At 55.5% G+C, this 14,370-nt stretch carries 14 protein-coding genes; 6 read left to right on the top strand and 8 right to left on the bottom strand.

Annotated elements, in window-relative coordinates; genetic code table 11:
- Nucleotides 1–41 precede the first annotated feature (41 nt).
- Together dsrE2 and DFR30_RS08170 are read right to left on the bottom strand one after the other, a co-directional pair.
- A complete protein-coding gene (dsrE2, locus tag DFR30_RS08175) occupies nt 42–539 on the bottom strand; it encodes a sulfur carrier protein DsrE2 (RefSeq protein WP_165869229.1) in 498 nt (165 codons plus the stop codon).
- 135 nt (nt 540–674) lie between these two features.
- Nucleotides 675–1,127 carry a hypothetical protein gene (locus tag DFR30_RS08170; protein WP_132972188.1) on the bottom strand — a complete coding sequence of 151 codons (453 nt, stop codon included), beginning with the start codon at nt 1,125–1,127 and terminating at the stop codon, nt 675–677.
- 150 nt (nt 1,128–1,277) lie between these two features.
- Here DFR30_RS08170 and DFR30_RS08165 point away from each other — a divergent pair, with 150 nt between their 5' ends.
- From DFR30_RS08165 to DFR30_RS08155, 3 genes are all read left to right on the top strand, one after another.
- On the top strand, nt 1,278–1,904 hold the full coding sequence (locus DFR30_RS08165; protein ID WP_132972187.1) for a TetR/AcrR family transcriptional regulator: 627 nt from the start codon (nt 1,278–1,280) through the stop codon (nt 1,902–1,904).
- Nucleotides 1,905–1,975: 71 nt separating this feature from the next.
- Nucleotides 1,976–4,255, top strand: a complete 2,280-nt coding sequence (locus DFR30_RS08160; protein WP_207891851.1) for an efflux RND transporter permease subunit — start codon at nt 1,976–1,978, stop codon at nt 4,253–4,255.
- On the top strand, nt 4,212–4,988 hold the full coding sequence (locus tag DFR30_RS08155) for an outer membrane lipoprotein-sorting protein (RefSeq protein WP_132972185.1): 777 nt from the start codon (nt 4,212–4,214) through the stop codon (nt 4,986–4,988). The genes DFR30_RS08160 and DFR30_RS08155 overlap by 44 nt, the downstream gene beginning before the upstream one ends.
- A gap of 13 nt (nt 4,989–5,001) precedes the next feature.
- Here the strand turns inward: DFR30_RS08155 and DFR30_RS08150 are convergent, their stop codons facing one another.
- Genes DFR30_RS08150 through DFR30_RS08135 form a run of 4 tightly spaced genes read right to left on the bottom strand, consistent with a single transcriptional unit; the run spans nt 5,002 to nt 8,425 of the window.
- Entirely contained in the window at nt 5,002–6,132 is a 1,131-nt protein-coding gene (locus tag DFR30_RS08150; RefSeq protein WP_132972184.1) for a 3-deoxy-7-phosphoheptulonate synthase, read from the bottom strand.
- 19 nt (nt 6,133–6,151) lie between these two features.
- Entirely contained in the window at nt 6,152–7,042 is an 891-nt protein-coding gene (locus DFR30_RS08145; RefSeq protein WP_132972183.1) for a carbon-nitrogen hydrolase, read from the bottom strand.
- Between the two features lie 9 nt (nt 7,043–7,051).
- Nucleotides 7,052–8,113, bottom strand: a complete 1,062-nt coding sequence (locus DFR30_RS08140) for an agmatine deiminase family protein (RefSeq protein ID WP_132972182.1) — start codon at nt 8,111–8,113, stop codon at nt 7,052–7,054.
- 27 nt (nt 8,114–8,140) lie between these two features.
- Nucleotides 8,141–8,425: a hypothetical protein gene (locus tag DFR30_RS08135; RefSeq protein ID WP_132972181.1), complete on the bottom strand. Its 285-nt coding sequence runs from the start codon at nt 8,423–8,425 to the stop codon at nt 8,141–8,143.
- A gap of 78 nt (nt 8,426–8,503) precedes the next feature.
- On the opposite strand from DFR30_RS08135, the gene DFR30_RS08130 reads away from it, so the two are divergent.
- Together DFR30_RS08130 and lolD are read left to right on the top strand one after the other, a co-directional pair.
- Nucleotides 8,504–9,751 (top strand): lipoprotein-releasing ABC transporter permease subunit, encoded by a 1,248-nt coding sequence (locus DFR30_RS08130; protein WP_132974422.1) that lies wholly within the window; start codon nt 8,504–8,506, stop codon nt 9,749–9,751.
- Complete coding sequence (gene lolD, locus DFR30_RS08125; RefSeq protein ID WP_132972180.1) at nt 9,744–10,424, top strand: lipoprotein-releasing ABC transporter ATP-binding protein LolD; 681 nt, start codon at nt 9,744–9,746, stop codon at nt 10,422–10,424. The genes DFR30_RS08130 and lolD overlap by 8 nt, the downstream gene beginning before the upstream one ends.
- Nucleotides 10,425–10,436: 12 nt before the next feature.
- Here lolD and DFR30_RS08120 read toward each other — a convergent pair whose 3' ends face one another.
- Nucleotides 10,437–11,054, bottom strand: a complete 618-nt coding sequence (locus DFR30_RS08120) for a transglycosylase SLT domain-containing protein (protein WP_207891850.1) — start codon at nt 11,052–11,054, stop codon at nt 10,437–10,439.
- Between the two features lie 8 nt (nt 11,055–11,062).
- Complete coding sequence (locus tag DFR30_RS08115) at nt 11,063–11,818, bottom strand: TIGR04219 family outer membrane beta-barrel protein (RefSeq protein WP_165869144.1); 756 nt, start codon at nt 11,816–11,818, stop codon at nt 11,063–11,065.
- 164 nt (nt 11,819–11,982) lie between these two features.
- On the opposite strand from DFR30_RS08115, the gene DFR30_RS08110 reads away from it, so the two are divergent.
- Nucleotides 11,983–14,280 carry a DNA internalization-related competence protein ComEC/Rec2 gene (locus DFR30_RS08110; RefSeq protein WP_165869143.1) on the top strand — a complete coding sequence of 766 codons (2,298 nt, stop codon included), beginning with the start codon at nt 11,983–11,985 and terminating at the stop codon, nt 14,278–14,280.
- Nucleotides 14,281–14,370 lie beyond the last annotated feature (90 nt).

Raw genomic sequence — 14,370 nt, 5'->3', positions numbered from 1 at the left:
CGGCGCAGAACGCCGGTCGAAGGAGGGACTATGAAAACGTTTCAAATAAACAGGCAGACATCGGCATCCTTGGCCACCGGAAGGAAGTACGTCGCTCCGACATAGTCGGTCACTTCCGGAATAAACTCGCTCTGGTCAAATCCGAATACGTCCACCGTCATCTGGCAAGCAACCATTTTGACATCAGCTTCAAGACAGAGTTCACGCAACTCTTCCACTGTTGCTACTCCCTTGTTCTTGAATGTTTTCTTCATCAGTCCGGTGGCGACCTTTTCGAACCCGGGGACACCTGCCATGAGCAGGTTGGGCATCGGCCAGTCGAAGTCCTGGAACCACTTGGGACCGAACGGCATTTTCATCGGCATGGCCGGGTTGCCCAGCGGGCTGACCATGGCGTCACTCAGGTCTTTTTTGAGCAGCAGCAGGCCATAGAAGGTGAAGAAAATCGAAGTATCCCAGCCGAGGGCAGAGGAGGTTGACGCCAGGATAAAGGGTGGATAGGCCCAGTCCAGGGTGCCCTTGGTGGCGATCATGGCCATGGAGGGGGTTTTGGTTTCATCGATACTTTTCAGTTTGCCGGGTAGCAGCTCATCCAGTTTCTTGTCGAGCCATTGATCCATCTCGGTATTGCTTACATCGGTGCTCATAGTGAACCTCCCATCAGGGTTAAGGGGTCAAAGATCATTCTTGAATCCATATTCGCCAAGCCAGCGACCGGCGCGAAAATCGAGTTTCAGCCAGTCCGGAACAAACAGATCGGGTTTTTTCACCGGCAGGGTTTCCACTGGCGGTTTACCGTCGGTTTCGTCAATACGGCAATGTGCGGTGGTGACGGTACGGAAACTGGCATACAGACCTTCCATAACGCGTGTGCAGTCACTGTCCCTCCCGGGCTCTTGCTGAAGGGCGGTAAACCGAATCTGTTTACGTACCAGGCAGCTGAAATACAGCTCGAGCTCGACCAGTAGAGGTTCATCGCGGTCAGAAAGTGCCTGGGTGGCACTTTCGCTGATGTCTATGCGAACCCGCTTGCCTTTCAGCTGCAGGGTTCCTGAATAGGCATTGGATGAAAGACGCCGATCCGGTATGGCCTCTCCAATACTGATGCCAAGCGTTGTTGCTGTCATAACCTTCGAGCTCCTGCTGGATTTCGTTGGATTCCGGTATTGTCCCGATATGTATTAGTTGCTAGAATACGTACCGACCAGATGGTTTGTCAATAGCTTTCCATTACAAGTTCCCGAATAATGTCAGTGAGGGCGACAGGAAGGTGAGTCATGCAACAGGCAGATAGCGCGGCCCGGGCGCCCAGAAACCCGGATCAGACACGACAGCGGATACTTGAAGCTGCATTTATGGAAATCTATCGAAATGGTTTCCAGGGTATGCGCCTGGATGAGGTGCTTGCAGCCACGTCATTGACGAAAGGTGCGCTATACCATCATTTCCCTAATAAACAGTCACTTGGCTATGCTGTTGTCGATGAAGTCATCCAGCAGACCATGCAGGCGATGTGGATCCAGCCGTTGCGAGGCGCTGAAGACAGTTTCCAGGCACTGATTGACGTGATTGAGCAATTACCGGATAACAAGCCACCGGAAATGATTCAGTACGGTTGTCCATTGAACAATCTTGCCCAGGAAATGTCTCCACTGGACGAGGGGTTCCGCCTGCGCCTGGATCGGTTGTTCGAGGCGTGGCACGGTGCGACACAGGAGGCGCTGGAAAAGGCGCAGCAACAGGGGGAAATCAGCGCAGACTGTGATTGTGAAGAAATCGCCACCTTTGTGATGGCTGCGCTGGAAGGTTGTATCGGGCTTGCAAAAAGTGCGCAAAGCAAGGATCGTTTGAGAACCTGTAACCGGGGGTTGATACAGTTTCTTCTGTCGCTGAAAACGTGCTGAAACAATAACAAGGAATCCAGATGGTGAGGTTATTCGCGAGCCAATTGGTTCGCTGGCGATGGAGCGCATTTTTGTGTGCAATTGTTTTTGCATTTCTTGCCGCCAGCGGTGCGCGCCATCTCGAGTTTTCCAATGACTACCGGATTTTCTTCAGCAAAGAAAACCCGCAACTGCTGGCATTCGAGCACCTGCAGAATGTCTATACCAAGTCGGATAATGTCCTGTTCGCGATTTCGCCAGCCAATGGCGATGTGTTTACACCCGATACGCTCGAAGCCATTCGCTGGCTGACCGAGGCATCCTGGCAGATTCCCTATTCAATCCGCGTCGATTCGGTGACCAACTTCCAGCACACCTACGCGGAAGCTGATGACCTGGTTGTAGAGGACCTGGTGCCGGATCCGTCCAGCCTTGATGCCGACGAACTGGAAAAGATACGCGGTATTGCAACGACCGAACCTTTGTTGGTGAATCGCCTGATTGCACCGGATTCGCGCACTACGGGAGTCAATGTCACTGTCCAGTTGCCCGGCGTAAACCCTGAAAAGGAAGTGCCGGAGGTTGTCGCTTTCAGCCGCAACCTGGCGACCCGGCTCCTGGAGCAATATCCGGAACTGGAGGTTCACCTGACCGGTGTCGTACTGCTGAATAACGCATTCTCGGAAATGGCACTCAGCGACATGAAGACGCTGGTGCCGATTATGTTCGCCGTCATCGTGCTTGTGCTGTTGCTGTTATTGCGCTCCCTGGCGGCGACATTTGCAACATTGCTTGTGATCATACTGTCGATTATTACCGCCATGGGGCTTGCAGGCTGGCTGGGTATTCATATAACACCGCCTATGGCGAGTGCTCCCACCATGATCATGACACTGGCAGTGGCGAACAGCGTTCATTTTCTTGTGACCTTCCTGCAGAAAGTTCGGGGAGGTGAATCGCAACGTGATGCCATGCTGGAGAGCCTGCGTATAAACTTGCAGCCGATCATGATTACCTCCCTCACGACCGCTATCGGCTTTATGTCGATGAACTTCTCGGATGCACCACCATTTCGTGACCTGGGTAATGTAGTTGCCATCGGTGTGGTGGCATCCTTCCTGTACAGTATGGCCTTGCTTCCTGCATTGATGTTGTTGTTGCCGGTCAGGCATCGAAGCGGGCCCGGACGTTCAGCACCCATTATGGATGCACTGGCGAACCTCGTCGTTGAGCGCCGCAAGTCCGTATTGCTGTTCATGGCTGTGCTGGTAACAGGCCTGATTTCCTTTGTTCCGCGCAATGAGCTTAACGATGAATTCGTCAAGTACTTTGATGAGCGTGTTCCGTTCCGTGTTGATACCGACTACGTAACGGATCACCTGACCGGTCTATACAGTATTTCCTACTCACTGGGTGCGGGTGAGCCGGGAGGAATCAGTGAGCCGGCCTACCTGCGCAAACTGGATGAGTTTGCCAACTGGTACCGTGAGCAGCCGGAAGTCAAACATGTCAGCACGCTATCTGACACCATGAAGCGGCTCAACAAGAACCTGCACGGTGATGATCCTGCCTGGTACCGCCTGCCAGACCAGCGCGAACTGGCCGCGCAGTACCTGTTGCTTTATGAAATGTCATTACCCTACGGGCTGGACCTGAACAACCAGATCAATATCGACAAATCTGCCACCAAGCTGGATGTGTCGCTGGGGAGTCTTTCCAGTAACCAGACGATTGCGCTGGAAGCACGTGCACAGCAATGGCTTGAGGCGAATGCACCGGCGTCGATGCAGGCGCACGGTGCCAGTCCGGCGGTTATGTTTTCACATATCGGCAAGCGCAATATTCACAGTATGCTGGTGGGCACTACAGTAGCCCTGGTGCTTATTTCGTTCGTGCTGATTTTCGCATTGCGCTCGGTGCGTATCGGGTTGATCAGTATCATTCCCAACCTGGTGCCAGCCGGAATGGCATTTGGTCTGTGGGGCCTGCTGGTAGGTCAGGTGGGCCTTGCATTATCTATTGTAACGGGGATGACGTTGGGTATCGTGGTTGACGATACCGTGCATTTCCTCAGTAAATACCTGCGCGCACGCCGTGAGGAAGGACTTTCTTCTCCGGACGCCGTGCGCTACGCCTTCCATACGGTGGGTACGGCTCTATGGACAACCTCTGCGGTTTTGATGGCAGGTTTCCTGGTGTTGGTGTACTCGCCCTTCGAACTGAACTCCGGCATGGGACTGTTGACAGCAATTACCATCGGCTTTGCCTTGCTGGCGGATTTCCTGTTGTTGCCGACTTTGCTGATGGCACTTGATAAAGGTGAGAGTGATGAAAAAACTGTGCATACTGATCCTTCTGGGTCTGTCGTTTAACGCGACGGCACAGACACCCGAAGAGAAAGGCCTGGAGATTGCGAACGAAGCCGATCGCCGCGATACAGGGTTTCACGATTCCACGGCTTCGATGCGTATGCTGCTGCGCAACCGGCAGGGAGAGGAGAGCACCCGGGACATTCGCGTCAGGACACTTGAAGTGGAAAATGACGGCGACAAGAGCCTGACTATTTTCGACAGCCCGGCAGACGTGAAGGGTACGGCCTTTCTCAGCTTTACCCACAAGAGCGGGCCAGATGACCAGTGGCTGTACCTCCCTGCACTGAAGCGCGTCAAGCGTATTTCCTCGCGCAATAAATCCGGGCCTTTCATGGGCAGCGAATTCGCCTACGAAGACCTGTCTTCCCAGGAAGTGGAAAAATATACCTACAAATACCTGCGTGACGAGTCATACGATGGTGCGGACTGCTATGTCATAGAGCGAGATCCGGTAGACAAGTATTCAGGTTATACGCGCCAGGTTGTGTGGGTCGACAAGGCGGAATATCGGCCACTGAAAATTGTCTACTATGACCGCAAGAACAGTTTGCTGAAAACACTCATATTCACCGACTACCGGCAGTTTCTGGATCGTTACTGGCGCTCCCACGACATGTTCATGGAAAATCACCAGACCGGCAAGAGTACGCGACTGACGTGGAGTAACTACATATTCAAAACCGGTCTGACTGAACGTGACTTTGACCGCAACAGCCTGAAACGTGTCAGGTAGACCTGTTCGAGAATTATCCCGGCACTCCGGGGCTGCCGGCTGCTTCTGCGCGTTGCTGACGTTTGAGGTAGGCTTCACGTGCGATTTGCACATCATCCAGGTACCAGGGCAGCTCGTCGAGGGTCAGTGCCTGTGGACCGTCCACCAGCGCACTGGCGGGGTCGGGGTGAAAATCCACCAGTATCATGTTGGCGCCTGCGATAACGCCCTGCGCCGTAACATGCATGACGTCCAGCATGCCGTCAGGCGCCATGTCGCGGGTACCGACGGAGTGTGAGGGATCGATGCACACCGGCATGCGCGTCAGGCGTTTTACCACCGGCACGTGGGCGAAGTCGACGAGGTTGCGGTGCGGATCGCCCATGTTGGTTTTCATGCCACGCAGGGCGAAAACAACATTACGGTTTCCTTCACTGGCCAGGTACTCGGCTGCATTCAATGATTCTTCCAGGGTAATGCCGAAGCCGCGTTTGAGCAGTACAGGGAAGCGTTTCTGGCGCCCGACCGATTTAAGCAGTTCGAAATTTTGTGTGTTGCGGGTGCCGATCTGCAGTATGACGCCAGTAGGATTACCGGTCTGCTCCAGTGCCTCGACAATTTCATCGACATGGTCTTCGTGCGTGATCTCCATGGCGACCACCTTGATACCATATTTGCCAGCCAGCTCAAAAACATAGGGCAGGCAGGCTTTTCCATGGCCCTGGAAAGAGTAGGGGCTGGTGCGTGGCTTGTAGGCGCCCATACGGGTACATACCTGTCCGTGTGACTGCAGTGCCTTCATCATGGCTTCTACGTGTTCACGTGTATTTACGGCGCACAGCCCGGCAAACACGTGCAGCGTATCCTGCCCGAAGCGTACGCCATTGTAGTCGAACCAGGTCGGGCGCCTGTCATCCTTGTGACGACCCAAAACTCTGTATTCTTCTGAAACCCGCACCACGCGCTCGACCCCCGGCAGACTCTGCATGTCTTCTATCGCCAGCGCAGCGGTATCCCCGACCAGATATACCTCGGTGAGTAGTTGCTGTGCCCCGGTCTCCTGGTGTACGCGGTGACGGATATTCGGTAAATTCTCCAGGAAGGTCTCCAGCGAACGGAAGGTTTCGCTGTTGGTATTTATATCGGGTTTCAGGATGAGAATCATGCTGTGGTCCTTGTTGTATTTAGTCCCTGAAGCGGCGCGTCAGGTCATCATAAGCGTCGATGCGGCGATCTCGCAGAAATGGCCAGATACGCCTTACCTGTTCGTTGCGGGCGAGATCGATGTCGGCGATCAGCAGGATATTTTCCTGTGCCGGTGCACGGGCCAGAAGCTCACCTTGTGGGCCGGCAATAAAACTGCTTCCCCAAAAACGGATGCCATTGCTTCCGCCTTCAGGGTCGGCCTCATAGCCACTACGATTACAGGCGATGACCGGTAGCCCATTGCTGACAGCGTGGGCACGTTGCACGGTCATCCAGGCTTCCAGTTGACGTTGCTGTTCAGTTTCGTTGTCTTCGTCGTCCCAGCCAATGGCTGTCGGGTATAATAACAGTTCGGCGCCGGCGAGTGCCATCAGGCGAGCAGCTTCCGGATACCACTGGTCCCAGCAAATCAGTACACCCAGTTTGCCCGCACGTGTGGTGATTGGCAGAAAACCAAGGTCGCCGGGTGTGAAGTAAAACTTTTCGTGGTAACCGGGATCATCCGGGACATGCATCTTTCTGTATTTGCCGGCCAGTGAGCCGTCACTGTCGAGCACCACGGCGGTGTTGTGGTACAGCCCGCTTGCGCGGCGCTCGAACAGCGAGGCGACAATCACAAGTTCATGACGGCGCGCCTGTTCGGAAAGATGTTCTGTGGTCGGGCCGGGGATGGTTTCGGCCAGATCGAAATTCTCCGGGTTTTCTGACTGGCAGAAATACCGGTGATTATGCAGTTCCTGTAACAACACCAGCTGCACACCGGCGCTGGCCGCTTTTTCAAGCTGCTCATCGATATGGCGAAGATTGGTGTCCGGGTCTGCCGAGCAGGCCATTTGCACGGCAGCAACCCTGAGTGTCTGCGGTTTCATTGAATGGCATTATCCGGGGTTTGGGTGCCGGAACTCAACAGCGGATGGAAACTGCAGGGTGACGCAGTGCAGGCTGCCGAATTGCTGGATCAGGGGCAGGCAGGGAAGCTGGATAATGTCCCGGTCAGGAAAGCACGCCTGCAGCTGTGTTGCTGCCACGTCATCCTGGCTGTCCTCGTAGGCAGGCTGCAATAGTGCGCCGTTGATGACCAGGAAATTCGCGTAGCTGGCGGGTAGTCTTTCACCATTGTCCTTGTATTTCGGCGATGGCCAGGGCAGGGCGCTTAGCTGGTAAGGCTTTCCACTTGCGCATCGCAATGCCCGAAGCTCGGCCTCCATGGCTTGCAGGGCTGCATAGCCCGGGTAGTCAGGTTCTGTGCACTGTTGGTAAACAATATGCTCCGGGCTGACAAATCGGGCCAGCATATCGATATGGCCATTGGTGTCATCGCCTTCCAGTTCTCCGTTTTCCAGCCACAGGACACGCTCAATTCCCAGCAGGTCGCGCAGGTGTTTTTCGATGGCTTCGCTATCGAGCCCGGGGTTGCGTTGCGGATCCAGCAGGCAGCGACGGGTTGTCAGCAGGGAGCCAGTACCATCGCTGTCGATACTTCCACCTTCAAGCACCAGGTTAACGGACCTGACCGGAGTGTTACCGAATACACCACAGCGTGCCAGTCGACGTGTTATGGCGTTATCCTGGTCAGCCGGATATTTGTGCCCCCAGCCGTTAAAAACAAAATCCATTAACTCGGGATCCCCCTTGTGCAGCCGTGTCAGCGGGCCATGGTCTCTGGCCCAGCTGTCGTCTGACGGGGCGATAGCGGTTACCAGGTTTTGTTGCGGGACACCCTGTTCACACAGTCGTGTGTGGATACGGTTTGCCATCGGTGCATCGCAGCAATTTACCAGCAGCATTTCCCGACGGGCGATTTCGATGGCAATGCGGAAGAAGCTGGACTCGACAGCGGACAGGCTTTCGTTCCAGTCACTATTGGCATGTGGCCAGGTCAGCATAACCCCGGACTGGGGTTCCCACTCGGCAGGCAACCGGAGATCTGGTGTAGTCATGCCGGCACATTGTACCGGCATCCATATCTATTTTCCGTGCGGTACGACAGAATGCAGGACGTAAGTGCTTTCGAAGTACACCACGAAATCCGGGTACACCCAGTGGCTGATCGGTGGCTCCCCGACGGGGCCAACGCGATGCTGAGGTTCCCCCCAGTTCTGTAGTACCTGGTCCATGGTCATACCGCGCTCGGGACGACTGACGTCCGGGGCGGACTGTACCGATTCGACCAGCAGAGTATCGGCGGTGGCGGATTGTACAAACAGGCCGGAGACGAGCGAGAGCAGAAACAATACACGGATGGAACGCATGATGGTTATCCTTGAAGTTGAATTTATAAAGTACATCAACTGTTTTCGGCAGCTCGCGCTTGTGATTTAATGCCCCGCATGTTTCGACCCCTGGAAATCTGGATTGGCCTGCGCTACACCGGCGCCAAGCGCCGTAACCACTTCATCTCCTTCATCTCCCTGATCTCGATGCTGGGCATCGCCCTGGGTGTTGCTGCGTTGATCACGGTGCTATCAGTCATGAACGGCTTCGAACAGGAGCTTAGGACCCGAATCCTTGGTATGGCATCACACGCCAGTATCAGTGGCTACCGGGAGCCACTTGGCGACTGGGAAAAGGCGGCTGAACTGGCAAAACAGAACCCGCAGGTGGTCGGTGTGGCGCCCTATGTGCAGGGCGAGGTCATGCTGACACAGGGCAAGAAAGTCAGCGGGGCCTTGATTCGGGGCATCTTGCCATCGCGCGAACCGGCCGTTTCGACGGTAGGCGAGCATATGAGCATCGGCAGTATGGATGACCTGCAGGCGGGTGAGTACCGGATTATTCTCGGCAGTGAGCTGGCTTACAGCCTTGATGCGCGCGTCGGAGACAGTATTACCGTGGTCACGCCCCAGGCCAACTTCAGCCCCGCCGGCATCCTTCCGCGATTGAGGCGTTTTCGCGTAGTGGGTATTTTTGAGGTGGGTATGTACGAGTACGACCGTGGCGTGGCACTGGTGCACATGCAGGATGCGGCACGCCTGTTCAGGCTTGGTGACAAGGTTAGTGGTGTTCGGCTGAAGCTGGAAGACCTGTTCCAGGCGCCGCGCGTGGCGCAGCAACTGGCCCGGCAGTTCGGCGGCGATATGAAGGTAGAGGACTGGACGCGCCAGCACGCCAATTTCTTTCGCGCTGTACAGACCGAGAAACGCGTTATGTTCGTCATTCTGACGCTGATTGTCGCTGTGGCGGCCTTCAATATCGTATCCACACTGGTCATGGTTGTGACCGACAAGCGTGCCGATATCGCCATCCTGCGCACACTCGGGGCTACGCCGGGCGTCATTTTGCGCATTTTCATGATTCAGGGTGCACTGATCGGTGTTCTTGGCACTGCGATCGGGCTGGCGGGCGGTATTGCGCTGGCACTCAACATTGAAACCATCGTGCCGGCCATCGAGAAGGCTTTTGGTGTGCAGTTCATGCCGGCTGACGTGTATTACATCAGTGACCTGCCATCGAAGATCAACTGGCCCGATGTATGGCAGGTCGGTCTGGTGGCGTTCCTGCTCAGCTTTATCGCCACACTGTACCCGGCCTGGCGTGCTTCGCGCACGCAGCCGGCCGAGGCATTGCGTTATGAATGACACTGCCATACTCGCATGTCGGGGACTGGGTCGTACCTTTAACGAAGGCGACCTGAATGTGGCCGTTCTGGAACAGGTGGATCTGACTGTTAAAGCCGGTCAGCAGCTGGCAATCGTCGGGAATTCAGGTAGCGGCAAGAGTACCTTGCTGCATTTGCTGGGCGGGTTGGACAAGCCGACCTGTGGCGAAGTGGAGCTGATGGGGCACGCATTCAGCCGCATGAGCGAAGCAGCGCGAAGTCGACTGCGTAACCGGCACCTGGGTTTTGTTTACCAGTTCCACCACCTGCTACCTGAATTTACTGCACTGGAAAACGTCGCCATGCCACTTGTTATCCGTGGTTGCGTGATTTCCGAAGCGCGCAAGAAAGCGGCTGACCTTCTGCAGCGCGTCGGCCTGGAAGCCCGCATCCGGCACAAGCCTTCCGAGTTGTCCGGCGGAGAACGGCAGCGTGCCGCCGTCGCAAGAGCCCTGGTAACACACCCGGACTGTGTGCTTGCAGATGAGCCGACCGGTAACCTGGACCGGCGCAATGCCGAGCATATCTACCAGCTGATGCTTGAACTGAACCAGGATCTCAATACCAGCTTCGTGATAGTTACGCATGATATCCAGCTGGCGGAACGTATGGATTATGTACTGCACCTGGATGACGGCCGTCTTTCCGACTGACCGAAAACGCGTCTAGAAAATCCACCAGCCCCGGTCAAGCTTGCTTTCGCATTGCTTGAGTTGTGTGTGGTAGACGGATGCACGTGAAGCCACCTTTTTAGCCACCTTGATCAGCCAGGGCTTTTTTTTGTAGGTCTTGCGCTTAAAGCCACCATGGCCCTCGTGGTATGCCAGGTACTGGTTGTAGGCATCTGATTTGCTGATGCCGAGCTTGCGGTGCGAAACATCGACGTACCAGCCGATAAAATCTACCACGTCCTCGAAGTCGTCACGATCTGCCCAGCGGTTACCGGTGGATTTGCGGTACCAGTCCCAGGTACCGTCCTTGATTTGCCCGTAGCCATAGGCAGATGACAGCCGTGTCCATGGAATGACCCACAGCAGTTTCTTCCGCGGAGGTTTGGCATCGTGTACGAAACGGGATTCCTGGTAAATGATCGCCAGTTGCACGTGAATCGGAACCCCCCATTTTTTCTGGCTGTCCAGCGCATCGGAATACCAGCCGCCTTTTTCATTGAAGATAGCGCAACTGTCGACGGTATTGCGGGGTGGTGATGTAGCACAGGACATTGCCAGCAAAGCGGCAAGCAGGGCAAGACTGAGGAAAGGGAGGAGACGCCGGCGGCGCATGAAGCAACTCAGAATTCGAGATGTGCGCCGGCGAAGGGCCCGTCAAATTCGATGTCGGCATAGGAGCCGTCAAAATCATCGAGATTCAGACGTACGGCACGATAGCCAACATCGACACCCAGATACCATGGGGTGATGTAGCTGGCTTTCAGCGTGTAATCGTAGAAGGTGCTGTCCTGGTAACCGACAAAACTGCCATCGGCGCTAATGGACAGGCCGGTAAAGGGCAGATCAGCGCCAAACCCGGCATAGAGCATGGGAACCCAGCCGGAAACATCCGCCGTTTCGGTGCCGGATGCAGAGCCGGTGATACGCGAGCGGGAATCAATGTACTTTGCATTCAGGCCGAGATCGACGTTAAGTACCGTGTCAAACAGCTGGTAGTACATGGTGACATCCGTCTGATCCAGCTGGAGTTCACTGTTGACGTCCTCGTTTACCGCAAAGGTGGTGTTGCCATAGTCCACGCTTTTGGAAAGTGTGCCGTTGGCACTTGTGTCGATGTTGGTGAAGCTGACACGGACGTTCGGTAGCGCTGGAACGGGGTGCTCGAAAGACAGGTAATAACTGTTCAGGTCATCGTCGTTATAGCCGAGGTCATCGTTGACATCGATGTCATCAGATGAGCGCTTGCTTTGATAACGTACGGAACCGCCAATGTCGTATGACCAGTATTGAGCGCCGGCCTCGGCCTTCAGGTTGTCAGCCTGGGCAAACGGTGAAACGAAGGTTAGCAGGGCAGCATAGATAGCAAGTTGTCGCACGTTTCCTCCGGCTCGGTAGTGATGCCCGGCCTGTTTAGCCGGGTAAGTCGTGCAAATTCTATCAGATGTCGGCGGACAGACATAGTGAACTACGCCACAACTTGTCGCTTTTCCGAGACAGGTGTACTGTAAGCAACACGGAAAAACGGGATTTCAGGGACGAAATGCTTTACTCCGCACTGGCCATGCTGGCCGGAATCAGTGTATTTCTGACATTTATGCCGGTAGAAGGCTGGTGGTTTGCTGCGCCACTGGCAATGTTTCTGTTTGTCCCTTTGAAGCCTTGTCGGTTGGTCGGTATCGCGATGGCGGGATTCCTGTGGTGCGGCTGGAGTCTGCAACTGTTGCTGGTGCAACAGTTACCGACCGGCCTGGAAAACCGTGACCTGCTGGTCGAAGGCGTGATCAAGGGAATGCCTGAAGCGATGCCGGCCGGGCGTTTACGTTTTCTGTTCGAAATTGACTGTTATCACGATGCAACAGGCTGTCACAGGCTACCCCTGACAGCTCGCCTTAACTGGTACCGCAACACAGCGGAGCTTCACCCGGGTGAACGCTGGCAATTGCGTGTGCGCCTGAAACGCCCGCACGGTTTTGCCAATCCCGGCGGGTTTGATTATGAGCGCTGGTTGCTTTCGGCCGGTGTTCGCGCCACTGGCTATATTCGTAGCAATGCCGGCAACCGCCGAATCGGCAACTCACCAGGGGCTACGGTTCAGCATTTGCGTGAATGGCTTGCAGGAGAACTTTCCACCCGGCTTGCGGGCAACCCCATGACGGCTGTGTTAAGGGCACTTGGTGTTGGCGACCGCAGCCAGATGACTTCCACGCAGTGGGATGTGTTAAGCGCTACGGGAACCGGGCACCTGCTTGCAATATCCGGTCTTCATGTTGGCCTGGTGGCAAGCCTGGTCTTCGGTTTGGTGCGCTACAGCTGGGCCTGGTCTGGCCTGAGTTACTTCTGGCCGGCCCGCCACGCTGCAGCGCTTGCCAGCATACTGGCCGCACTGGGGTATTCGCTGTTATCCGGGTTTCAGGTGCCGGCACAACGCGCACTGATCATGATTACAGTGTTCATGCTGTCAGGATTTGCCTCGCAAAAGCTTGCACCCTGGCACACCTGGTCACTCGCGCTGATACTGGTGATGTTGCTTGAACCGCTTTCTGTCCTGACGCCTGGATTATGGTTGTCGTTCGGGGCCGTTGCCGCAATCCTGTATCTGAGTGTAGGCCACCAGGACAGCCGGTCGAAGTGGCGCGGTATTGGTCGCCTGCAATTTCTCCTTCCGGTTGCTTTGCTGGTGCCAGGCTGGGTCTGGTTCCAGCAGGTCTCGCTTGTTGCTCCACTGGTGAACCTGCTGGCCATACCCTGGACCGGCTTTCTGATTGTGCCACCGTTACTCGCCGGGCTGTCCTGCCTGTCGCTATGGCCTGTGGCTGCAGGCTGGTTTCTTGTGCTGGCAGCCACTTCGGCGGGATTATTGTGGCGTGGGCTGGAGTGGTTTGCCGGTTGGCCGGGAAACCTGCTGTATTTACCTGCGATCACACCCCTGGGCGTAGCTGCCCTGGTGCCTGCTGTGGTGTGCGTGCTTGCACCCGGGACGCTACCGGTTCGACTGGTGGGCCTGCTGTTACTCATGCCTGTCATGTTTTCACCACCACAGCGCCCGGATACCGGAAATGTCTGGTTAACGGTACTGGATGTCGGGCAGGGGTTGTCTGCTGTCATACAAACGCGACAACGTGTGCTGGTATTCGATGCCGGGCCATCTTTTCGCAGCGGATTCGATACGGGTGAAGCGGTTGTTGCACCTTACCTGCGCTGGCAGGGATACAAATTTATTGATCATCTGGTCATCAGCCACTCTGATAATGATCACGCTGGCGGAGCACCGGCAATTCGCGCCATGTTCAACACTGGGCGTATTTACAGCGGTGAAGCAGATGAGCTGGGATTTCGTGACGTACATAATTGCCAGGCCGGCCAGCACTGGAGCTGGGACCAGGTGCAGTTCGAAATGCTGTCTCCGGGAGTGGACCGTGGCAGCGGAAACAACGCTTCCTGCGTTCTGCGTGTGACAGCTCAGGATGGTCGTTCAATCCTGCTGCCGGGTGATATAGAGCGCCGTGTGGAAAATCGCCTGTTGCAGCAGATCCCCGGGAAACTGGCCGCCACTGTCTTGTTGGCGCCGCATCATGGAAGCCTGACATCCTCCAGCTCAGGATTTGTCGCGGCGGTGAAGCCTGAACTGGTTATTTTTTCCAGCGGTTATCTGAACCGTTTCGGTTTCCCCAGGCCTGAAGTGAGTCGCCGTTACAAGAACCAGGGTGCAATGCAGCTTAATACGGCTGAAGAGGGCAGTATCCAGGTTCATATTGATGCGGGTCGTCCTGTTTTTATCAGCCGCTATCGTCGGCATCGACATTTTGGTGCCCTGGTGGGGTCAGCCACCGCGCAATAACAGGGGAGATGTGCAGGGGCATTCGTATTTGCGCCTGATTCAAGTATCATTCGCAGCGATACCGAATTATCGGACAGACCTATGGTAAAG

The organism is Thiogranum longum (assembly GCF_004339085.1).
Classification (GTDB): Bacteria; Pseudomonadota; Gammaproteobacteria; order DSM-19610; family DSM-19610; genus Thiogranum; species Thiogranum longum.
The sequence above is the reverse complement of the archived record's forward strand: the minus strand, read 5'-3'. Positions and strand labels throughout refer to the sequence as shown.

Bases quoted from the DNA above. Each gene is read 5' to 3' on its own strand.
- dsrE2 (WP_165869229.1), bottom strand. From the start codon at position 539: ATGGCCATGATCGCCACCAAGGGCACCCTGGACTGGGCCTATCCACCC.
- DFR30_RS08170 (WP_132972188.1), bottom strand. From the start codon at position 1,127: ATGACAGCAACAACGCTTGGCATCAGTATTGGAGAGGCCATACCGGAT.
- DFR30_RS08165 (WP_132972187.1), top strand. From the start codon at position 1,278: ATGCAACAGGCAGATAGCGCGGCCCGGGCGCCCAGAAACCCGGATCAG.
- DFR30_RS08155 (WP_132972185.1), top strand. From the start codon at position 4,212: ATGAAAAAACTGTGCATACTGATCCTTCTGGGTCTGTCGTTTAACGCG.
- DFR30_RS08150 (WP_132972184.1), bottom strand. From the start codon at position 6,132: ATGATTCTCATCCTGAAACCCGATATAAATACCAACAGCGAAACCTTC.
- DFR30_RS08145 (WP_132972183.1), bottom strand. From the start codon at position 7,042: ATGAAACCGCAGACACTCAGGGTTGCTGCCGTGCAAATGGCCTGCTCG.
- DFR30_RS08140 (WP_132972182.1), bottom strand. From the start codon at position 8,113: ATGACTACACCAGATCTCCGGTTGCCTGCCGAGTGGGAACCCCAGTCC.
- DFR30_RS08135 (WP_132972181.1), bottom strand. From the start codon at position 8,425: ATGCGTTCCATCCGTGTATTGTTTCTGCTCTCGCTCGTCTCCGGCCTG.
- DFR30_RS08130 (WP_132974422.1), top strand. From the start codon at position 8,504: ATGTTTCGACCCCTGGAAATCTGGATTGGCCTGCGCTACACCGGCGCC.
- lolD (WP_132972180.1), top strand. From the start codon at position 9,744: ATGAATGACACTGCCATACTCGCATGTCGGGGACTGGGTCGTACCTTT.
- DFR30_RS08120 (WP_207891850.1), bottom strand. From the start codon at position 11,054: ATGCGCCGCCGGCGTCTCCTCCCTTTCCTCAGTCTTGCCCTGCTTGCC.
- DFR30_RS08110 (WP_165869143.1), top strand. From the start codon at position 11,983: ATGCTTTACTCCGCACTGGCCATGCTGGCCGGAATCAGTGTATTTCTG.